Raw genomic sequence first — 19,128 nt, 5'->3', positions numbered from 1 at the left:
GTAGGTGGTGGTGTACTGGGCGGGGGAGGCGCCGGTGGTGTTGCCGCGGGGGTCGACCCCTTCCGTATGTCCGTCAACAATCAGCGGCGGTGCTGCGAGTCCGCCACCGTCACCTCGACGCGCTGGAACTCCTTGAGGTCGCTGTACCCCGTCGTCGCCATCGCCCGGCGCAGCGCACCGAAGATGTTCATCGAACCGTCGGGGGTGTGCGAGGGGCCGGTGAGGACCTCCTCCGTCGTGCCGACGGAGCCCAGGTCGACCAGCTTGCCGCGCGGCACGTCCTCGTGGACCGCCTCCATGCCCCAGTGCCGGCCGCGGCCGGGCGCGTCCGTCGCACGGGCCAGCGGGGAGCCCATCATCACGGCGTCCGCGCCGCAGGCGATGGCCTTCGGCAGGTCGCCGGACCAGCCGACGCCGCCGTCCGCGATCACGTGCACATACCGGCCACCGGACTCGTCCATGTAGTCGCGGCGGGCCCCGGCCACGTCGGCGACCGCGGTCGCCATCGGGACCTGGATACCGAAGACGTTGCGCGTGGTATGCGCGGCGCCGCCGCCGAAGCCGACGAGGACACCGGCCGCGCCGGTACGCATCAGGTGCAGGGCCGCGGTGTACGTGGCGCAGCCGCCGACGATCACCGGGACGTCCAGCTCGTAGATGAACTGCTTGAGGTTGAGCGGCTCGGCCGCACCCGAGACGTGCTCGGCGGAGACCGTCGTACCGCGGATGACGAAGATGTCCACACCTGCGTCGACGACTGCCTTGGAGAACTGCGCGGTGCGCTGCGGCGAGAGCGCGGCGGCGGTGACGACACCGGAGTCGCGCACCTCCTTGATGCGCTGCCCGATCAGCTCCTCCTGGATCGGGGCCGCGTAGATCTCCTGGAGGCGGCGGGTCGCCGACTCCACGGGCATCTCGGCGATCTCGTCGAGGAGCGGCTGCGGGTCGGCGTGCCGGGTCCACAGGCCCTCGAGGTTGAGGACGCCGAGGCCGCCCAGCTCGCCGATCCTGATCGCGGTCTGCGGGGAGACCACGGAGTCCATGGGTGCGGCCAGGAACGGCAGCTCGAACCGGTAGGCGTCGATCTGCCAGGCGATCGAGACCTCCTTCGGGTCGCGGGTGCGACGACTCGGAACGACGGCGATGTCGTCGAATGCGTACGCCCTGCGGCCGCGCTTGCCGCGCCCGATCTCGATCTCAGTCACGATGATGTGGCCTTTCCTTCTACGTCTGCGTTCCCAGTATCCCCGACACACGGCTGAGGGGCGGTCCCGGTACGCCCGGACCGCCCCTCACCTGTGGTGATGCGTTACTTCCTGCTGTAGTTCGGTGCCTCGACCGTCATCTGGATGTCGTGCGGGTGGCTCTCCTTGAGACCCGCGGACGTGATGCGGACGAAGCGGCCCTTGGTCTCCATCTCGTCAATGGAGGCGGCGCCCACATAGCCCATCGTCTGGCGAAGGCCGCCGACGAGCTGGTGCAGCACGTTGGCCAGCGGGCCGCGGTAGGGCACCTGGCCCTCGATGCCCTCGGGCACGAGCTTGTCGTCCGAGGCCACGTCGGCCTGGAAGTAGCGGTCCTTGGAGTACGAGCGGCCCTGCCCGCGGGACTGCATCGCCCCGAGGGAACCCATGCCGCGGTACGACTTGAACTGCTTGCCGTTGATGAAGAGGAGCTCGCCGGGAGACTCCTCGCAGCCCGCGAGGAGGCTACCCAGCATGACCGTGTCGGCACCGGCGGCGAGCGCCTTGCCGATGTCGCCGGAGTACTGCAGACCGCCGTCGCCGATGACCGGGACGCCAGCCGCGCGGGCGGCGAGGGCGGCCTCGTAGATCGCGGTGACCTGCGGGACGCCGATACCGGCGACCACGCGCGTGGTGCAGATGGAGCCGGGGCCCACGCCGACCTTGACGCCGTCGACACCGGCGTCGATCAGGGCCTGCGCGCCGTCACGCGTCGCGACGTTGCCGCCGATGACGTCGATGCCGACGCTGGACTTGATCTTCGCCATCCAGTTCAGCGCGTTGCTGTTGTGTCCGTGCGAGGTGTCGACGATGAGGAAGTCCACGCCCGCCCCGGCCAGGGCCTGCGCGCGCTCCAGTGCCTCGGGGCTGGCGCCGACGGCCGCGCCGACGAGGAGGCGGCCCTCGGCGTCCTTGGCCGCGTTCGGGTACTGCTCGGCCTTCACGAAGTCCTTGACCGTGATGAGGCCCTTAAGGACGCCCGCGTCGTCGACCAGCGGAAGCTTCTCGATCTTGTGACGGCGCAGCAGCTCCATGGCGTCGACGCCGGAGATGCCGACCTTGCCGGTCACGAGCGGCATCGGCGTCATGACCTCGCGCACCTGGCGGCTGCGGTCGGACTCGAACGCCATGTCGCGGTTGGTGACGATGCCGAGCAGCTTGCCCGCCGGGTCGGTCACCGGGACGCCGCTGATACGGAACTTGGCACACAGCGCGTCGGCCTCGGCCAGCGTCGCGTCCGGGTGCACGGTGATCGGGTCGGTCACCATGCCGGACTCGGAGCGCTTCACGAGGTCGACCTGGTTGACCTGGTCCTCGATCGACAGGTTGCGGTGCAGCACACCGACGCCACCCTGCCGCGCCATGGCGATGGCCATTCGGGACTCGGTGACCTTGTCCATCGCCGCGGAGAGCAGCGGAATGTTCACGCGTACGTTGCGCGAGATGCGGGACGAGATGTCGACTGCGTTGGGCAGCACTTCGGATGCGCCGGGCAGCAGCAGCACGTCGTCGTATGTCAGCCCGAGCGTCGCGAATTTCTCGGGCACTCCGTCGACGTTTGCAGTCATGACACCTTCCCCAAATGGCCTTGATCGGTGCGGATGTCCATGCTAACGGCCTCCGGGGGTGTCTCATTCCACGATCAAGATCACCTAGAGGTTCTGTAGCTTCGTACGGAACCTGCGTACGAGGAAAACCGACGCCGCTCTACTGCTCGGCGAGGGCGCGCAACCTGCTCAGCGCGCGGTGCTGAGCAACCCGGACCGCACCCGGCGACATGCCGAGCATCTGTCCGGTCTCCTCGGCGGTCAGACCGACCGCCACCCGGAGAACGAGCAGCTCACGCTGGTTCTCCGGAAGATTGGCGAGGAGCTTCTTGGCCCAGGCCGCGTCGCTGCTGAGCAGCGCACGCTCCTCGGGCCCGAGTGAATCGTCCGGCCGCTCCGGCATCTCGTCGGAGGGCACGGCCGTCGACCCCGGGTGCCGCATCGCGGCCCGCTGCAGATCGGCGACCTTGTGGCCGGCGATGGCGAAGACAAAAGCTTCGAAGGGCCTGCCGGTGTCCTTGTAGCGCGGCAACGCCATCAGCACCGCGACACAGACCTCCTGCGCCAGGTCCTCCACAAAGTGGCGAGCATCACCGGGCAACCGGTTCAGCCTGGACCTGCAGTAGCGCAGCGCGAGGGGGTGGACATGGGCCAGCAGATCATGGGTGGCCTGGGCGTCTCCGTCGACGGCGCGGTGCACCAGAGCACCGATCCCCGTCGTCTCGTCGTCGCGCATCGGACCATGGTGCCCCGACGCCGCCTCATCCGCGGCACCGCGTCCGTAGTTGTGCACCGAAGCGTTATGAGCGGGTGCGCCGGAAGTCATGTCCTGCGCCCTCCCCTTCCGCTCGACCGAATCGTTCCCGAGGAACTCCACATCTCAAGGATGCGTCATCGGCCGGGAAGCGTCACATACCGAGGCCGCCGAGCAGCCGATCGACGTCCTGCCGCCCCCGTCACCCCGTCCGCCGAAGTGCGGACGGGGAAGCGGCCGGCTACCGGTCATGGCCGGTCATCAGCGGACCAGGCCCCAGCGGAAGCCGAGTGCGACGGCGTGCGCCCGGTCCGAGGCGCCGAGCTTCTTGAACAGCCGCCTGGCGTGCGTCTTCACCGTGTCCTCGGAGAGAAAGAGCTCGCGCCCGATCTCCGCGTTGGAACGGCCATGGCTCATCCCTTCCAGCACCTGGATCTCACGCGCGGTGAGCGTGGGCGCCGCACCCATCTCGGCGGACCGCAGCCGACGCGGGGCGAGCCGCCACGTCGGATCGGCCAGCGCCTGGGTGACGGTCGCCCGCAGCTCCGCGCGGGAGGCGTCCTTGTGCAGATATCCGCGGGCACCGGCGGCGACCGCGAGCGCGACACCGTCCAGGTCCTCCGCGACGGTCAGCATGATGATCCGGGCCCCGGGGTCGGCGGAGAGCAGCCGCCGGACCGTCTCCACACCTCCCAGACCGGGCATGCGTACGTCCATCAGAATCAGATCCGAACGGTCGGCTCCCCAGCGGCGGAGGACTTCCTCGCCGTTGGCCGCCGTCGTCACACGCTCGACGCCGGGCACGGTCGCGACCGCGCGACGGAGCGCCTCTCGGGCAAGCGGGGAGTCGTCGCAGACGAGGACGGATGTCATGACCGTCCTCCGCAGCTGATGCGCGTCACCTTGAGCCTCCAGGCTGTTACAAGTCGTCACCTGTGCGATTGACGCTCTCGGACGTCTGCCCGATCGCCTTTTCTGCCAACCGCCTCCGCACTCTCAACGATGGTCACTCGAAAGAGTTACGGGCCCGCAGGGCGGGTTCGGCACTCTACGTGAGGGACCGTGCACAGAGGAGAGCGGCGCGGATCGTCAAGCCGTCAACCGAACTTCACTTGAACGTATGCCCCATTTAGTCACTTTTCTTCCCTTTTGCTGGTGTCTGTGGCTAGATTCGCAATCAGTCATATTTACATCTACTAGCACCGTAGATGTACGGTCATGGGCACCGGTCCAACGACGAACGACAACGACGTTTCCGACCCACGATGGTTTCGAGGGGACAAGCAATGGCAGATTTCTCCCGCCTTCCCGGACCCAACGCCGATCTGTGGGACTGGCAGCTGCTGGCGGCCTGCCGTGGGGTCGACAGCTCGCTGTTCTTCCATCCGGAAGGTGAGCGCGGAGCGGCACGGAGCGCCCGCGAAAACTCGGCGAAAGAGGTCTGCATGCGATGCCCGGTGCGCGCCGAGTGTGCGGCGCACGCCCTGGCAGTGCGCGAGCCCTACGGAGTGTGGGGCGGACTGACCGAGGACGAGCGCGAGGAGCTCATGGGACGGGCCCGCAACCGGCTGATCGCGGCGGCACCCACAGGGATGGCCGCCCCGTCCGGACACGGTTGATCGATCCTTCCGCGCCTTGCACAACAAAAGAGGAAACGTTCCTGCACCGCATGCCTGCGGGGCGGGCCAGCGGCATGCCCCGGCCCCGGCCTAGCGGGCGGCCGCCAGAGACAGCTGGTCCAGGGTGGCTGCCACCGCGGGAACGTGGGCCAGGTCGGGAAGAGTCAGCGCGACGATCTCGCGTTCGATCGCCGGCTCCACCGTCACCGTGCGGGCCCCTTTGGGACGTACCGACTCGATCGCCAGCTCCGGCAGCACGGCCACTCCCAGACCGGCGCCGACCAGGCCGATCACCGCGGGGTAGTCGTCGGTGGCGAAGTCGATCCGGGGAATGAAGCCGGACTTCTCGCAGACCTCCACCAGCTGCCGGCGGCAGCGCGGGCAGCCCGCGATCCAGGACTCATCGGCCAGTTCACCGATGCCCACCGCGTCCGCGCCCGCCAGTCGGTGCCCGTCGGGAACCAGGCCGATCAGCCGGTCGGTGAGCAGCGGGCGCACGACCAGGTCCTCCCATTCGCCGCCCGAGGCGCCGTAGCGGAACGCCAGAGCGATGTCGCAGTCCCCCTCCCTGAGCATCTCGACCGAGCGCGGCGGCTCCGCGTCGACCAGGGAGACCCTCGTCCCCGGGTGGGCGGCGCGCAGCGCGGCCAGGGCCCCGGGAACCAGAGTGGAACTGCCGCTGGGGAACGAGACGAGCCGGACCCGGCCGGCCCGCAGCCCGGCGATCGCGGCGACCTCCTCCTCGGCGGCGGTCAGCCCGGCGAGGATGCCGGACGCGTGACGTACCAGCGCCTCACCCGCCTGGGTGAGCCGCATCTCGCGACCTGTGCGGATCAGCAGCGTGGTGCCGGCCGAGGACTCCAGGGCCTTCATCTGCTGGCTGACCGCGGGCTGGGTGCAGCCCAGTTCGCGCGCGGCGGCGGAGAACGAGCCGGTGGCGGCCACGGCGCGCAGGACACGGAGATGACGGGCTTCGATCACTCCTCAACCATAAGGGCGGCTTGGGACGCATGCGAAGTATTCGCATGCGGCTTTGGGGATGAGAGCACTAGCGTTCGCTGCATGGAACTGCTGACTGTGAATGCGGGGCGGCCCGAGGCCGTCGACTACACCGACGCCGCCGGCGGCGTGACCGGGATCGGCAAGCAGCCGACCGACGGCCCGGTGCGGGTCACCGATCCCGGTCCCAAGGGCAGCGGCGGCAGTGGGGTGGCCGGGGACGCGGTGTGCGATCTGCGCCATCACGGCGGCTCGGACCAGGCCGTGTACGCCGTCGCCCGCGAGGAACTCGACGCCTGGGAGCGTTCGCTCGGCCGCCCGCTGGCCAACGGCGCGTTCGGCGAGAACCTGACGACCGCCGGACTGGACGTGAGCGGCGCGAGGATCGGCGAGCGTTGGCGGATCGGACCCGATCTGGTCCTGGAGGTGACGTCGGGCCGCATTCCGTGCCGCACGTTCGCCGGCCACCTCGGAGAGAAGCACTGGGTCAAGCGATTCACGGAGGCGGCCGCTCCGGGTGCCTACCTGCGGGTGATCGAGCCGGGCGAGATCCGCGCCGGGGACCCGGTCGAGATCGTGCACCGGCCGGACCACGACGTGACCGTACGGATGCAGTTCCTGGCGGCGACGACGCGACGGGACCTGCTGCCGGAGCTGCTCAGGGCCCGGGACGCACTGCATCCCGAGACGCTGCGCGCCGCCCTGAAGTACGTGGAGTCGCAGGCACCCGGCGAGTGAGTCAGTGCGGTGTGCGGGGCACTAACGTGCCGCGTATGACGACTGCATTGATTACGGGCGCGACCGCGGGAATCGGGGCCGCCTTCGCGCGGCGTCTCGCGGCCGACGGGCACAACCTGGTGCTGGTGGCGCGCAGCACCGAGCGGCTCCGGGAACAGGCCACCGAGCTGCACGACCGGCACGGCATCGAGGCCGAGGTGCTGACCGCCGACCTCTCCGAGGACGATGGGATCGCCTCGGTCGAGGCGCGGCTGACGAACCGCCGGCAGCCTGTCGATCTGCTGATCAACAATGCCGGATTCGGCAACAAGGGCCGCTATCTGGATGTGTCGATGGCGGACGAGCTGAAGATGCTGAAAGTGCACTGCGAGGCGGTGCTGCGGCTGACCTCGGCTGCCGCGGCGGGGATGAAGGAACGCGGGCGGGGCGGGGTGGTCAATGTGGCCTCGGTGGCGGCGTTCGTACCGCGCGGGACGTACGGCGCGTCCAAGGCGTGGGTCGTTCAGTTCACCCAGGGCGCGGCGAAGGACCTGGCCGGTTCGGGGGTGCGGCTGATGGCGCTGTGCCCCGGCTTCGTAAGGACCGAGTTCCATGAGCGCGCCGGGATGGGAACCGGCAACATCCCGGGCTGGATGTGGCTCGACGCGGACAGGCTGGTCGCCTCGGCGCTCGCGGATCTGGCGCGCGGGAAGTCGGTGTCGATCCCGGACGCGCGGTACAAGGCGCTGATGGGGCTGGTGAAGGTGGCCCCGCGCGGCCTGCTCGGAGGGGTCACCTCCAAGACGGGCCGCAAGTACGGTCCGCAGTAGGGCGGTCGGACGGTGAGCGGATTACTTCACGCCACGGCCCGCGTACGCGCCGATGGTGGGGGCGCCGGGCTTCAGCTCGTTGCCGAACCAGTCCTTGCCGCCGTTGTTCTCGATGACGGCTCCGGCGGCCGGGGCGGGCGAGCCGTCGCCGAGCCGGAAGTCGTCCCGCAGCTTCGGGTCCTCGGTGGTGCCGCCGGGGTTGGGGCGGGTCATGTCGATGCCGTGGAACGCGTTGTGATCGAAGGAGAAGTGCTCTCCCTCGTGAGCGAGGGAGATTCCTGCCTACCTTGCGGTGGCGGGCTTGACGCGACGGGCGCGCCTGACGACTGCCCTTCCGGCAGCCGGAACGAGCGCGAGGCCCGTCCGGTACAGGTGCAGGACGTTCACCGATGCGTTGTGGTCGGCGTTCTTGCACACGAACACGGCCTGGTTCTCCCGGCTCCCGGGTGGAGCAGCCGGTCGCCGGGGCCGTAGGTGCGGGCGCCGGCCTCGGCCGGGGCGGTCCACGGTTGCTGCCTGCTGCCGGTGGCACCGGCCGGGTCGGCAGAGCAGTCGACAGGGAAGGTGCGGCCGGTGGGCGCGGCCTGTGCGGCTCCCTGGCCCGCGACGGTCGCCCCCGCGGCAGCAGTCAGGGCCGCGAGCGCTGCGGCGGTGACGCGATGTCTCACAATTCCTCCGTACGAACAGTCAGGGTCGAGTCGGCATCGCCGGAATCCTGGACTCGGATTGATCGAACGTCAATGGACTAGGTTTGAATGATCGAAACTTCCATCGTTCGATCACGCTGGACTAGGGTCGACCCCGGGGTCGGATCACTGCGAGGGGACTGCTGCCGTGCGCGAAACTGCTGCTGAACGTCATGACCGGCTGCTGGGGCTGGTACGGGAACGAGGCTCGGCCCGGGTCTCCGATCTCGCCTCCCAGTTGGGCGTCTCGCCCGTCACGGCGCGCCGGGACGTGGAGGAGCTGGCGGGCCGGGGCCTGCTGGACCGGGTGCACGGCTCGGTCTCCTGGCCGCAGGACCACGCGGCCACCGGTGCCGCCTCCGGCGCGGGCAGCGGCCTGGTCCTCGGCATGCTCGCGCCCTCCGCGACGTACTACTTCGCCGAGGTCATCCGTGGGGCGCACGAGGCGGCGGCCCGAGCCGGGGCCCGACTGATCCTGCGGATCTCGGACTACCGGCCCGAGGAGGACCACGCGCGCACCGAGGGTCTGCTCTCGGCGGGCGCCGAGGGCCTGCTGATCGCGCCCGGCTGGCAGCATCCCGGCGACCCGGCGGCGTTCGGCGACTGGATCGCCTCGCTGCCCGTGCCCACGGTGCTGCTGGAGCGCCGGCCCGCCGCGGGCTCGTGGCTGGACGGCCTGGACCGGGTGTGCTCGGACCATGCCCACGGGGTACTGCTCGCCGTGCGCCACCTGGTGGAACTGGGGCACGGGGCGCCGCTGCTGATGGCCCGTGCCGACTCCCCGACAGCGATCGCGGTGCGGTCCGGATACACGGAGGCACTGGCCGTGCTGGGGCTGCGCGCACCGCAGGACGTGATCGATTCCGTACCGGCGGAGCTGGCTCCCGAGGCCTTCGAGGCGGCGGTGCAGGCGCTGCGCGAGGCGGTCGTCTCGGGGGTGGCCACGGCGGCGCTGATCCATAACGACGTGGACGCGATCCAGGTGGTGCAGCGCCTGGCCGAGCTGGGTGTGCGGGTGCCGGACGACCTGGCGCTGATCGCGTACGACGACGAGGTGGCGGCGCTCGCGGACACACCGCTGACGGCGGTGGCGCCGCCCAAGCGCGATGTGGGCCGGCATGCCACCGATCTGCTGGTGGAACGGCTCGGCGAGGATGCGGGCGCGCCGCGGCGCCATCTGACGCTGCTGCCGCAGCTGCGGGTCCGCGACTCGTGCGGTTCCCCCCTCCCGTAACCCGTCCCCCGCGGCCCCCTCCCGCAGCTCCCGCCTCCCGCTTCCGCACGCAACTCATGTGATCTTTTTTCGATCAATCAATCTTTCGCTCTTGACTTCGGTCACTACTGGTTCAAAGATCACGGCCAACGCCAATGTCGTCGCCTGTTCAGGAGCCTCGCTGTGAGCCGCAGTTCGAGCAGAACGTCCCTTGCCCTCGTCGGCGCCGCCACCTGGATGTCGACCACCGAGGACGGCATCAAGGCCCGGATCGCGTCCGGCACGTCGAGCGCCTTCCCGGCCGCGGCCGAGCTGCGCCCGGTGGCGAAGAAAGCCTTCGACGCGGACTTCTACGGCGGCGAGGACATCTACCAGGTGTTCGAGGAGGCGGCGACGTCCATCGGCCCCGACTGGACCTGGGGTCCGACGACCGGCACGACGAACACCGCCATCAAGGACCAGTTCGGCAAGGTCGCGGCCGGCGGCACGACGATCGCCGACGCGGTCAGGGCGGGCCATGACGCCACGGTCGCCGAGCTGAAGAAGCGCGGTCTGAAGGTCGAGGACGCAGGCTGATGAAGCGCGCCCGGACGACCGGAGCCGCCGGCATTCTGCTGGGACCCTTCTTCGTACTGTTCACGTTGGCGATGGTGGTGCCGATCGGATACGCGGTCTGGCTCAGCCTGTTCACCGAGAAACAGTCCGGCCTGGGCTTCGGCGGCACCGAGACCGTCTTCAGCGGACTCGACAACTACACGGCGGCGCTGGGCGACCGGGCGTTCCGCGAGGGCTTCGGCGTACTCCTCGGATACTGCCTCTTCTACATTCCGCTGCTGCTCATCGGGGCCCTCGCCCTCGCCCTGCTGCTGGACTCCACGCTGGCCTGCGCCCGCCGGTTCTTTCAGCTCGCGCTCTTCCTGCCGCATGCCGTGCCGGGCATCATCGCCGCGCTGATCTGGGTGTACCTCTACACGCCGCAGCTCAGCCCGGTCATCAGCGCCATGGAGTCCGGCGGTATCGGCTTCGACTTCTTCTCCCCCGAGGGCGCGCTCCCGTCCGTTGTCAACATCGCCCTGTGGGAGTGGCTCGGCTACAACATGGTGATCTTCTACGCGGCGCTGCAGGCCATCGACCGGTCCGTGCTCGAAGCGGCCACGGTCGACGGGGCGGGCGCCTGGCGCATCGCGCTGAGCATCAAGGTGCCACTGATCCGCGCCTCCGTCGTGATGGTCGCCCTGTTCACGGTCATCGGCTCGCTGCAGCTGTTCACCGAACCGCTGATCCTCAACAAGGGCACCGGATCCGCCGTCTCCTCCACCTGGACGCCGAACATGTACGCGTACACCGCGGCCTTCGAACGCAACGACTACGGCCTCGCGGCCGCGGCCTCCCTCCTGCTGGCCCTCACCGCCGCGCTGCTGTCCTTCGTCGTCACCCGCTTCACCGGCCGGAAGAGCAGGAAGGCATGAACTCCTCAGCTCCGAAGAGCCGTTGGATGTCCAGGACGGCGGTCAACGGTTTCCTGGTCCTCGCGGTCGTCTACATGCTCTTCCCCCTCGTCTGGCTGGTCACCGCCGCCACCAAGGACACCGGTGATCTGCTCGCGGGCAACGCGTTCTCCTTCGACGGCTTCAACCTCGGCGAGAACCTGTCGAACCTCGCCGCCTACGGCGACGGCATCTACTTCCGCTGGTACCTCAACAGCCTCCTCTACGCGGGCGGCGGCGCCATCGTCTGCTCGCTGATCTGTGTCGCCGCGGGGTACGCATTCGACACGTACGAATTCCGGGGCAAGGAGACGCTGTTCGGCCTGGTGCTGATGGGTGTACTGGTCCCGACCACGGCGCTCGCCCTGCCGATGTATCTCCTGGCGTCCAGGACCGGCCTGGTCAACACCTACTGGTCCGTGCTGATCCCAGTCCTCGTCAACCCGTTCGGGGTCTACCTCGCCCGGGTGTTCTCCGCCGGTTACATCCCGAACGAGGCGCTGGAGGCCGCCCGTATCGACGGAGCCGGCGAGTTGCGCGTCTTCTGGTCGATCGGGCTGCGCATGGTCATGCCGGGCTTCGTGACCATCTTCCTCTTCCAGTTCACCGCGATCTGGAACAACTTCTTCCTCCCCCTCGTGATGCTGTCGGACCGCAAGCTGTTCCCGCTGAGCCTCGGTCTGTACTCCTGGAACACCAACACCCACGGCGAGCCGAGCTTCTATCCCCTCGTCGTCACCGGATCCCTCCTCGCCGTGATCCCCCTGATCGTCGCCTTCGTCTCCCTGCAGCGGCACTGGAAGGCAGGGTTGACCGCCGGAAGCGTCAAGTGACCGTCACCCGCCCCTTGAGAGCCCTTTGAGGAGTCCGAGTTCCACCATGCACCACGCCACTGACAACCGGCCGAAAGCCCTGCTGGCGATGGGCCCCGGCATCGCCGACCGGCTCCTCGCCGACCGCCACCGCACGCGACTGGCCGCCCTCACCCGTACGGATCCCCGCTTCGTCGCCCACGACCTGGCCGACCCGACACCGGAGACGGCCGCCGCGCTCGCTGAGGCCGATGTGCTGTTGACCTGCTGGGGTGCGACACCGCTGACCGCCGAGGTGCTGGAGCGCGCGCCGCGGCTACGGGCGGTGGTGCACGCGGCCGGTTCCGTGAAGCACCACATCACGGACGCCTGCTGGGAACGCGGGATCGCCGTCACCTCGGCGGCCTCTGCCAATGCGCTGCCCGTCGCCGAGTTCACCCTTGCCGCGATCCTGTTCGCGGGCAAGCGGGTGCTGCAGACCGCGCAGCGTTACGCCGCCCTGCGCACCGGCCATGACTGGCTCCAAGAGCTCGCCGGCTCCGGCAACTACCGTCGTACGGTCGGCATCATCGGCGCATCCCGCATCGGCCGAAGGGTGATCGAGCTGCTGCACCCCTTCGACCTGGACGTCCTGCTGTACGACCCGTACGTCGACGCGGCGGAGGCGGCCCGGCTGGGCGTACGGCTCGCGGCGCTGGACGAGCTGTGCGCAGGCAGTTCCGTCGTCTCCGTGCATGCGCCGCAGCTGCCGGAGACGCGCCATCTGATCGGCGCGGCGCAGCTGGCGGCGATGGCGACGGGCACGACGCTGATCAACACGGCTCGCGGGTCGCTGATCGACGAGGACGCCTTGCTTCCCCAGCTGCGGAGCGGGCGGCTGCACGCGGTGCTGGATGTGACGGATCCCGAACTTCCGCCCGCGCTCTCGCCGTTGTACGAGCTGCCGAATGTGCTGCTCACTCCGCACATCGCGGGCTCGCTGGGCGACGAGCTGCACCGGATGGCCGACCAGGCACTCGACGAGATGGAGCGGTTCGCGTCCGGTCTGCCCTTCGCGGACCCCGTGCACGCCGGAAGCCTGCGGCACTCGGCCTGAGAGCCTGTCGGGTGACCTCTGCCCCACCCATGTGCGCGGCCTCTAAACTGGAAGGATCCCATCCGGACCGCAGGACCGGGAGACGCCATGAGATTCGTACAAGTAATCGACTGCAAGACCGAGCGGTTCGACGACATGGACCGCCTCATGGACGAATGGGTCGCACAGACCAAGGGCACCCGGACGGCCACGCACAGCCTCATCGGCAAGGACCGCTCCGACGGGTCCCACTACGTCGAGATCGTCGAATTCCCTTCGTACGAAGATGCGATGGCGAACTCGAAGCTGCCGGAGACCGACCAGATCTTCCAGGAGCTGGTGGCGCTCTGCGACGGGATGCCCACCTTCATCGACCTCGATGTGGTCCGTGACGAACAGTTGAACCAGACACTGTCGCGCCGGTTCTTCCACGAGATCGCTGTCGGGGGCAACCTCGAAGCCATCGACGAGGTGTTCGCCCCCGACTACATCGACCACGACGTCGCGAAGGGACTGGACACGGTGATCGGGTCCGACTCCCTGAAGGACGACGTGATCGGATGGCGCGCGGCCTTCGACTTCACCTTCAGCCTGGACCGGCAGGTCTGCGAGGGTGACGATGTCGTGACGCTGTGGACCTGGACCGGCACCCACGAGGGCGACTTCATGGGGATCGCCCCCACGGGCAGGCAGTGCACCATGACGGGCACCACGATCTTCCGGTTCAAGGACGGCAGGATCCAGGAAGGCTGGTGGCACGAGGATCTCCTCGGCCTGATGCGGCAGCTCCGCGCGCTCGACTGATCCAACGGCACAGGACAGCCGAAGGCCCCCGTTCCCCTCGCTGAACAGCGGGAACGGGGGCCTTGTACGGCGGTGAGCCGAGGTGGCAGCGCGTCAGTGCGAGTGACCGTGGCCGCCGTGACCGGCTTCGGCCTCTTCCTCGGCCGGCTTCTCCACGACCAGGGTCTCGGTCGTCAGCAGCAGCGACGCGATGGACGCGGCGTTCTCCAGCGCGGAGCGGGTGACCTTGACCGGGTCGATGACGCCGGCCTTCACCAGGTCGCCGTACTCGCCCGTCGCGGCGTTGAAGCCCTGGCCCTTGTCGAGCTCGGCGACCTTCGAGGTGATGACGTAACCCTCGAGGCCGGCGTTCTCGGCGATCCAGCGCAGCGGCTCGACCGCGGCGCGGCGCACGACCGCGACACCGGTGGCCTCGTCGCCGGTCTTGTCGAGGTTGCCCTCGAGGACCTTGACGGCGTGGACCAGAGCGGAGCCACCACCGGAGACGATGCCCTCCTCGACCGCGGCGCGGGTCGCGGAGATGGCGTCCTCCAGACGGTGCTTCTTCTCCTTGAGCTCCACCTCGGTGGCGGCACCGACGCGGATCACGCACACGCCGCCGGCCAGCTTCGCGAGGCGCTCCTGGAGCTTCTCGCGGTCCCAGTCGGAGTCGGTGGCGTCGATCTCGGCCTTGATCTGGTTGACCCGGCCCTTGACGTCGCCGGGCTCGCCGCCGCCGTCCACGATGGTCGTGTCGTCCTTGGAGACGGTGACACGGCGGGCGGTGCCCAGCACGTCCAGACCGGCCTGGTCGAGCTTGAGGCCGACCTCCTCGGCGATGACGGTCGCACCGGTGAGGGTGGCGATGTCGCCGAGCATGGCCTTGCGGCGGTCACCGAAGCCCGGGGCCTTCACCGCGACGGCGTTGAAGGTGCCACGGATCTTGTTGACGACCAGGGTCGACAGGGCCTCGCCCTCGACGTCCTCGGCGATGATCAGCAGCGGCTTGGAGCCACCGGCCTGGATGACCTTCTCCAGCAGCGGGAGCAGCTCCTGGATCGAGCCGATCTTGCCCTGGTGGATCAGGATGTACGGGTCGTCGAGGACGGCCTCCATACGCTCCTGGTCGGTCACCATGTACGGGGACAGGTAACCCTTGTCGAAGGCCATGCCCTCGGTGAACTCGAGGTCCAGACCGAAGGTGTTGGACTCCTCGACGGTGATGACGCCGTCCTTGCCGACCTTGTCCATCGCGTCCGCGATGAGCTCGCCGACCTGCGAGTCCTGCGCGGAGAGCGCGGCCACGGCGGCAATGTCGGACTTGTCGTCGATCGGGCGGGCGGTCGCGAGGAGCTCCTCGGACACAGCCTTGACCGCGGCGTCGATGCCCTTCTTCAGGGCGGCCGGGGAAGCGCCCGCGGCAACGTTGCGCAGGCCCTCGCGGACGAGCGCCTGGGCCAGCACGGTGGCGGTGGTGGTGCCGTCACCCGCTACGTCGTTGGTCTTGGTCGCCACCTCCTTCACCAGCTGGGCACCGAGGTTCTCGTACGGGTCGTCGAGCTCGACCTCGCGCGCGATGGTGACACCGTCGTTGGTGATGGTGGGAGCGCCGAACTTCTTGTCGATGACGACGTTGCGGCCCTTGGGGCCGATCGTCACCTTGACCGTGTCGGCAAGCTTGTTGACGCCGCGCTCAAGGGCGCGACGGGCGTCTTCGTCGAACTTCAGAATCTTCGCCATGGGAGCTGAACTGTCCTCTCGAACGAACTGCGCCCCTGACCGCCCGGCTTGTTATCTCGCAGGGGACCAGGGGCGCAGAACGGAAGCAAACGTGTGTGAATTACTTCTCGATGATCGCGAGCACGTCGCGAGCCGAGAGGACGAGGTACTCCTCGCCGTTGTACTTCACCTCGGTGCCGCCGTACTTGCTGTACAGCACGATGTCACCGGTCTTGACGTCGAGCGGCAGGCGCTCGCCGTTCTCGAAGCGGCCCGGGCCCACGGCCAGGACGACGCCCTCCTGGGGCTTCTCCTTGGCAGTGTCCGGGATGACCAGGCCAGAGGCCGTGGTCTGCTCGGCGTCGAGCGGCTGGACCACAATGCGGTCCTCAAGCGGCTTGATGGCAACCTTGGAGCTGGTGGTCGTCACGATCCGGCCTCCCCCTTCGGAGATCTCGGGGTTAACTGCGGGGTTAACTGTCTGGGGTGGCGATCAGGTGGGTCCGTCGTCGCGGGTGCCGGACCTGCCGGTCGCACAGTACTGCTGGCACTCTCCAGTGGGGAGTGCCAGAGCTGAGACTATGACCGCGATTAGCACTCGGTCAAGCGGAGTGCCAATTCAGTCCGGTCGTGGCGTCACCGCACCGGACTGCTCCGACCGGAACGACGCACGGGGAACGAAGGGACGAACCGCACCGTTCCGTACGACGGTGGGGAGATGCCGGACGTCACGCCCCCGCGTCGGCGCCCGCGCCTTCATCCGCCGGCACCGCGACCCCGACCGCGACCCCAAGGCGCTGCCCGAGCTGTTCGAGGGCTGGGAAACCGAGACCACCCACGGCTGGTCCCGAACGGCGCGAAGCGCCCGTCCCTCCGGTGCTGCCGGGGGGACGGGCGCTTGCATAGGGTCGCTCACCCCTGGAGCTTCATGCCCTCGGGTGAGGTGAGGCCCTTGTCGGGGTGGGCACGGAACGTCGCCGTCCAGACGGTGGGCGGGCAGGACGTGCCGTTGGGGTGCCGCTCCGCCGGTCTGGCCCGGGTGCTGTCTTCGACGACCGTGTCACCGCTCTTCGCGGACGTCACGGTGAGCCGCACCGGCACGGTGGACGCACCGATGTCGTCGGGGAGTTGGACCGACAGCGAGGCGAACGGGTCGCCGGGACTGCCCGACGTCCGCTCCTCGCAGGTGCCGTCCACGCACAGCCGGATCCTCGCCGCGTCCCGGCCGCCGAAGTCGGCGGGCCGCCACACGGCGGAGACCTGCGAGTCCGCGTCGGCCCCGGTGCACGGCGTGTCCTGGCCGAGGAACGAGCATCCGGTCAGGGCCGCCGCCAGCAGCGGTGCGAGAAGGGCTCGGCGCATGTCAGGAGCACGCTACCGTGCCGGTCGGTCCAAGGCGCTGTTGGCCGGCCCGATGTCGGTGAAGTCGCGCCGCTGCGCGCGAACCGGCCCCGGGCGGGCTCGGTCCAGCCCTTCGCCGCGATCGCACCGCGCCTCGCGGCGGCACGGATCGGGCACCTCGGCTACTACCGCCGGCCGCACCCCGTCCCGGTTCCCGCTCCGCCGGACGGTCCCGACCGGTCGGGCCACCAGTGCCTCAGCGGCGGAGACAACCACGGGGGCCCGGACTCAGGCGGCCGCCCCGGCCGGCCGCAGGAGCCGACGGCCATCGGCCCCGCCTCCCCCTGATCACCCCGCACACCCTGCCGGCGCTCCGACTCCGCCGCCGGTCCCGGCCCCGGCGTCCGGTGCGGCCGGCTCACCTTCTGCGCGGCCTTCCGGCCCAACCGTTCGATCGGGTCGACCGACTGCGCGCACCCCGCCGTGGCGGTCAGGAGCGCACCGGTTGCCAGCAGTCCGGCGAGCATCCGGTGCGCCCTTCTCATACGTAGTCCTCCAGCCGGGCCGCGACGTACCCCTTGTCCGTGATGGTCCTCCGCGGCGGGCCCGCCGCCGGACTCGGAGACGCAGCCGGGCGCGGCTGCGGCGACCAGGAGTGCGGCCGGGACCACACGGCCCGGCCTGCGCCGCATGACGCCCGATCCATGCCCATATGCGGTTAAATCTTCCTTTTGTCGTACAAACTGCATGGTTTCGCATCCTGCCAGCGGCTGCTCGGCCACTGCGGCCGACACCTCCGCCCGGCCCGCATGGTCCCCCGGCTGGCTCACAATGGGCCGGTGAACGCCTTCGATCCGACCGACCCGACCGACCCGCTCGCCGCCTTCATGGCCCTGCGCACACCCGAGGGCGCGGCACTCCTCGCCGAGCTGCGGGCCTACGACCCCTCCCAGGAGCTCGCCACCGCCACCCGGCTGCGCCGCAGCCATCCGACCCAGCTGGTGTCGGCGGCGCTGGGGCAGGCGCGGCTGCGGCAGCGGGCGGTGGCGAAGTTCGGCGCCGAGGACGCGTACCGGATGTTCTTCACACCGAACGGCGTCGAGCAGGCGACCCGCACCTCGGTCGCCACCTACCGCGCCCGGCGCTTCGCCGAAGCGGGCGTGCGCAGCGTCGCCGACCTCTGCTGCGGGATCGGCGGTGACGCCCTCGCCCTCGCCCGCGCGGGCATCTCCGTCCTCGCCGTGGACCGCGACCCGCTGACCGCCGAGGTGGCCCGCGCCAATGCCGCCGCACTCGGTCTCGACACCCTGATCGAGGTGCGCTGCGCCGATGTCACCGAGGTCGACACGTCTGCGTACGACGCGGTCTTCGTCGACCCGGCCCGGCGCGGCGGGCGCGGCAGGATCTTCGACCCCGAGGCGTACTCGCCGCCGCTCTCCTGGGCGACCGGCGCCGCGCTGGCGGCCCCCCGCGCCGCGCTGAAGATCGCCCCCGGCATCCCGCACGAGGCGATCCCGGCACAGGCGGAGGCGGAGTGGATCTCGGACCACGGCGATGTGAAGGAGGCGGTGCTCTGGTTCGGCGAAGGGTTCGCCCCGGGCTCGTACCGCGCCACACTGCTCCCGGCGGGCGCGACCCTGTCGGCCCCGGCCGCACTGCCCGCCCCGCCTGTCGGACCGGTGGGCCGCTATCTGTACGAGCCGGACGGGGCCGTCATCCGCGCCCATCTGGTCGCCGACATCGTGGAGCGGTCGGGCGGCCGGCTGGTCGACGAGACGATCGCGTACGTCACGAGCGACGAGCCGTACGACTCCCCCTACACCTCCGCGTACGAGATCACCGACCAACTGCCCTTCAACATGAAGAAGCTGAAGGCGCTGCTGCGGGAGCGGAAGGTCGGCGTCCTGACCGTCAAGAAGCGGGGCTCGGCCGTCGAACCGGAGGAGCTGCGCAGGAAGATGAAGCTCCAGGGCCCCAACGCGGCGACGGTGTTCCTGACCCGGGTCGCCGGGGCGCCGACCATGCTGATCGGCCACCCCGTGCAGCCCGGCACGTCTTAGGCCTCCCCCGCGACAGGGACAACGCCGAAGAGGGCCCCTCCCCGCTCGAGCGAAGCCGAGAGCTTGGGGGAGGAGTCGCAGGGCGTCGGGAGCCCACTCCCTGTCGCGGGACAGGCCGTTACGGCCTCCTCCGCGGTAGGGAGTGGGTCAGCGAGCGGCGTCGTGCGGCTTCGATGGCAAGGCGGAGGAGGGAGTCGACGCGGAGCGTCGGTGACCGACGACAACGCCGCCAGCGGAGTCGC

The 19,128-nt window shown here is 69.6% G+C and carries 19 protein-coding genes and 1 pseudogene; 10 read left to right on the top strand and 10 right to left on the bottom strand.

The window, feature by feature from the left end; translation table 11 throughout:
• Window positions 1-80: 80 nt before the first annotated feature.
• The 4 genes from AB0915_RS32475 to AB0915_RS32460 form a co-directional block, all read right to left on the bottom strand.
• On the bottom strand, window positions 81-1,205 hold the full coding sequence (locus AB0915_RS32475) for a GuaB3 family IMP dehydrogenase-related protein (RefSeq protein WP_030914322.1): 1,125 nt from the start codon (window positions 1,203-1,205) through the stop codon (window positions 81-83).
• 104 nt (window positions 1,206-1,309) lie between these two features.
• Window positions 1,310-2,812 carry an IMP dehydrogenase gene (gene guaB, locus AB0915_RS32470; RefSeq protein WP_327244789.1) on the bottom strand — a complete coding sequence of 501 codons (1,503 nt, stop codon included), beginning with the start codon at window positions 2,810-2,812 and terminating at the stop codon, window positions 1,310-1,312.
• A 139-nt stretch (window positions 2,813-2,951) separates the two neighbouring features.
• Window positions 2,952-3,527 (bottom strand): sigma-70 family RNA polymerase sigma factor, encoded by a 576-nt coding sequence (locus AB0915_RS32465; protein ID WP_366694474.1) that lies wholly within the window; start codon window positions 3,525-3,527, stop codon window positions 2,952-2,954.
• 279 nt (window positions 3,528-3,806) lie between these two features.
• Entirely contained in the window at window positions 3,807-4,418 is a 612-nt protein-coding gene (locus AB0915_RS32460; RefSeq protein WP_003948568.1) for a response regulator transcription factor, read from the bottom strand.
• 413 nt (window positions 4,419-4,831) lie between these two features.
• Here AB0915_RS32460 and AB0915_RS32455 point away from each other — a divergent pair, with 413 nt between their 5' ends.
• Window positions 4,832-5,164 (top strand): WhiB family transcriptional regulator, encoded by a 333-nt coding sequence (locus AB0915_RS32455; RefSeq protein WP_358860549.1) that lies wholly within the window; start codon window positions 4,832-4,834, stop codon window positions 5,162-5,164.
• A 90-nt stretch (window positions 5,165-5,254) separates the two neighbouring features.
• Here the strand turns inward: AB0915_RS32455 and AB0915_RS32450 are convergent, their stop codons facing one another.
• Window positions 5,255-6,145, bottom strand: a complete 891-nt coding sequence (locus tag AB0915_RS32450; RefSeq protein WP_358860550.1) for a LysR family transcriptional regulator — start codon at window positions 6,143-6,145, stop codon at window positions 5,255-5,257.
• An 81-nt stretch (window positions 6,146-6,226) separates the two neighbouring features.
• Here AB0915_RS32450 and AB0915_RS32445 point away from each other — a divergent pair, with 81 nt between their 5' ends.
• Window positions 6,227-6,901 carry an MOSC domain-containing protein gene (locus AB0915_RS32445; RefSeq protein ID WP_366694473.1) on the top strand — a complete coding sequence of 225 codons (675 nt, stop codon included), beginning with the start codon at window positions 6,227-6,229 and terminating at the stop codon, window positions 6,899-6,901.
• A 35-nt stretch (window positions 6,902-6,936) separates the two neighbouring features.
• Complete coding sequence (locus AB0915_RS32440) at window positions 6,937-7,710, top strand: SDR family oxidoreductase (protein ID WP_366694472.1); 774 nt, start codon at window positions 6,937-6,939, stop codon at window positions 7,708-7,710.
• A gap of 21 nt (window positions 7,711-7,731) precedes the next feature.
• Here the strand turns inward: AB0915_RS32440 and AB0915_RS32435 are convergent, their stop codons facing one another.
• Both AB0915_RS32435 and AB0915_RS32430 read right to left on the bottom strand, forming a co-directional pair.
• Window positions 7,732-7,923: a hypothetical protein gene (locus AB0915_RS32435; RefSeq protein WP_366694471.1), complete on the bottom strand. Its 192-nt coding sequence runs from the start codon at window positions 7,921-7,923 to the stop codon at window positions 7,732-7,734.
• A gap of 69 nt (window positions 7,924-7,992) precedes the next feature.
• Window positions 7,993-8,157: pseudogene (locus AB0915_RS32430) on the bottom strand (RNA-guided endonuclease TnpB family protein); the annotation flags it as partial.
• A gap of 387 nt (window positions 8,158-8,544) precedes the next feature.
• Here AB0915_RS32430 and AB0915_RS32425 point away from each other — a divergent pair.
• The 6 genes from AB0915_RS32425 to AB0915_RS32400 all read left to right on the top strand — a co-directional run bounded on the left by AB0915_RS32425 (window position 8,545) and on the right by AB0915_RS32400 (window position 13,787).
• Entirely contained in the window at window positions 8,545-9,630 is a 1,086-nt protein-coding gene (locus AB0915_RS32425; protein WP_366694470.1) for a substrate-binding domain-containing protein, read from the top strand.
• Window positions 9,631-9,792: 162 nt separating this feature from the next.
• On the top strand, window positions 9,793-10,185 hold the full coding sequence (locus AB0915_RS32420; RefSeq protein ID WP_366694469.1) for a hypothetical protein: 393 nt from the start codon (window positions 9,793-9,795) through the stop codon (window positions 10,183-10,185).
• A complete protein-coding gene (locus tag AB0915_RS32415; protein ID WP_366694468.1) occupies window positions 10,185-11,078 on the top strand; it encodes a sugar ABC transporter permease in 894 nt (297 codons plus the stop codon). The genes AB0915_RS32420 and AB0915_RS32415 overlap by 1 nt, the downstream gene beginning before the upstream one ends.
• Window positions 11,075-11,929: a carbohydrate ABC transporter permease gene (locus tag AB0915_RS32410; RefSeq protein ID WP_366694467.1), complete on the top strand. Its 855-nt coding sequence runs from the start codon at window positions 11,075-11,077 to the stop codon at window positions 11,927-11,929. The genes AB0915_RS32415 and AB0915_RS32410 overlap by 4 nt, the downstream gene beginning before the upstream one ends.
• Window positions 11,930-11,975: 46 nt before the next feature.
• Window positions 11,976-13,004, top strand: a complete 1,029-nt coding sequence (locus AB0915_RS32405; RefSeq protein WP_366694466.1) for a hydroxyacid dehydrogenase — start codon at window positions 11,976-11,978, stop codon at window positions 13,002-13,004.
• An 87-nt stretch (window positions 13,005-13,091) separates the two neighbouring features.
• On the top strand, window positions 13,092-13,787 hold the full coding sequence (locus AB0915_RS32400) for an ester cyclase (RefSeq protein WP_366694465.1): 696 nt from the start codon (window positions 13,092-13,094) through the stop codon (window positions 13,785-13,787).
• 93 nt (window positions 13,788-13,880) lie between these two features.
• Here AB0915_RS32400 and groL read toward each other — a convergent pair whose 3' ends face one another.
• From groL to AB0915_RS32385, 3 genes are all read right to left on the bottom strand, one after another.
• On the bottom strand, window positions 13,881-15,506 hold the full coding sequence (gene groL, locus AB0915_RS32395; protein WP_327244799.1) for a chaperonin GroEL: 1,626 nt from the start codon (window positions 15,504-15,506) through the stop codon (window positions 13,881-13,883).
• A 100-nt stretch (window positions 15,507-15,606) separates the two neighbouring features.
• The gene (groES, locus tag AB0915_RS32390; protein WP_003998759.1) at window positions 15,607-15,915 is read right to left on the bottom strand and encodes a co-chaperone GroES; all 309 of its coding nucleotides are present in this window, start codon (window positions 15,913-15,915) and stop codon (window positions 15,607-15,609) included.
• A gap of 482 nt (window positions 15,916-16,397) precedes the next feature.
• Window positions 16,398-16,847: a hypothetical protein gene (locus AB0915_RS32385; protein WP_366694464.1), complete on the bottom strand. Its 450-nt coding sequence runs from the start codon at window positions 16,845-16,847 to the stop codon at window positions 16,398-16,400.
• An 866-nt stretch (window positions 16,848-17,713) separates the two neighbouring features.
• Here AB0915_RS32385 and AB0915_RS32380 point away from each other — a divergent pair.
• Window positions 17,714-18,886: a methyltransferase domain-containing protein gene (locus tag AB0915_RS32380; RefSeq protein ID WP_366694475.1), complete on the top strand. Its 1,173-nt coding sequence runs from the start codon at window positions 17,714-17,716 to the stop codon at window positions 18,884-18,886.
• Window positions 18,887-19,128: the final 242 nt, after the last annotated feature.

It is taken from the genome of Streptomyces sp. NPDC048411 (assembly GCF_040704695.1).
GTDB lineage: Bacteria > Actinomycetota > Actinomycetes > Streptomycetales > Streptomycetaceae > Streptomyces.
Note: the sequence above shows the minus strand (reverse complement) of the source record. Positions and strands in the feature narration are given on the sequence as shown.

Bases quoted from the DNA above. Each gene is read 5' to 3' on its own strand.
- AB0915_RS32405 (WP_366694466.1), top strand. From the start codon at position 11,976: ATGCACCACGCCACTGACAACCGGCCGAAAGCCCTGCTGGCGATGGGC.
- AB0915_RS32465 (WP_366694474.1), bottom strand. From the start codon at position 3,527: ATGCGCGACGACGAGACGACGGGGATCGGTGCTCTGGTGCACCGCGCC.
- AB0915_RS32380 (WP_366694475.1), top strand. From the start codon at position 17,714: ATGGCCCTGCGCACACCCGAGGGCGCGGCACTCCTCGCCGAGCTGCGG.
- AB0915_RS32445 (WP_366694473.1), top strand. From the start codon at position 6,227: ATGGAACTGCTGACTGTGAATGCGGGGCGGCCCGAGGCCGTCGACTAC.
- AB0915_RS32440 (WP_366694472.1), top strand. From the start codon at position 6,937: ATGACGACTGCATTGATTACGGGCGCGACCGCGGGAATCGGGGCCGCC.
- AB0915_RS32400 (WP_366694465.1), top strand. From the start codon at position 13,092: ATGAGATTCGTACAAGTAATCGACTGCAAGACCGAGCGGTTCGACGAC.
- AB0915_RS32415 (WP_366694468.1), top strand. From the start codon at position 10,185: ATGAAGCGCGCCCGGACGACCGGAGCCGCCGGCATTCTGCTGGGACCC.
- AB0915_RS32385 (WP_366694464.1), bottom strand. From the start codon at position 16,847: ATGCGCCGAGCCCTTCTCGCACCGCTGCTGGCGGCGGCCCTGACCGGA.
- groL (WP_327244799.1), bottom strand. From the start codon at position 15,506: ATGGCGAAGATTCTGAAGTTCGACGAAGACGCCCGTCGCGCCCTTGAG.
- AB0915_RS32410 (WP_366694467.1), top strand. From the start codon at position 11,075: ATGAACTCCTCAGCTCCGAAGAGCCGTTGGATGTCCAGGACGGCGGTC.
- AB0915_RS32435 (WP_366694471.1), bottom strand. From the start codon at position 7,923: ATGACCCGCCCCAACCCCGGCGGCACCACCGAGGACCCGAAGCTGCGG.
- AB0915_RS32460 (WP_003948568.1), bottom strand. From the start codon at position 4,418: ATGACATCCGTCCTCGTCTGCGACGACTCCCCGCTTGCCCGAGAGGCG.
- guaB (WP_327244789.1), bottom strand. From the start codon at position 2,812: ATGACTGCAAACGTCGACGGAGTGCCCGAGAAATTCGCGACGCTCGGG.
- AB0915_RS32455 (WP_358860549.1), top strand. From the start codon at position 4,832: ATGGCAGATTTCTCCCGCCTTCCCGGACCCAACGCCGATCTGTGGGAC.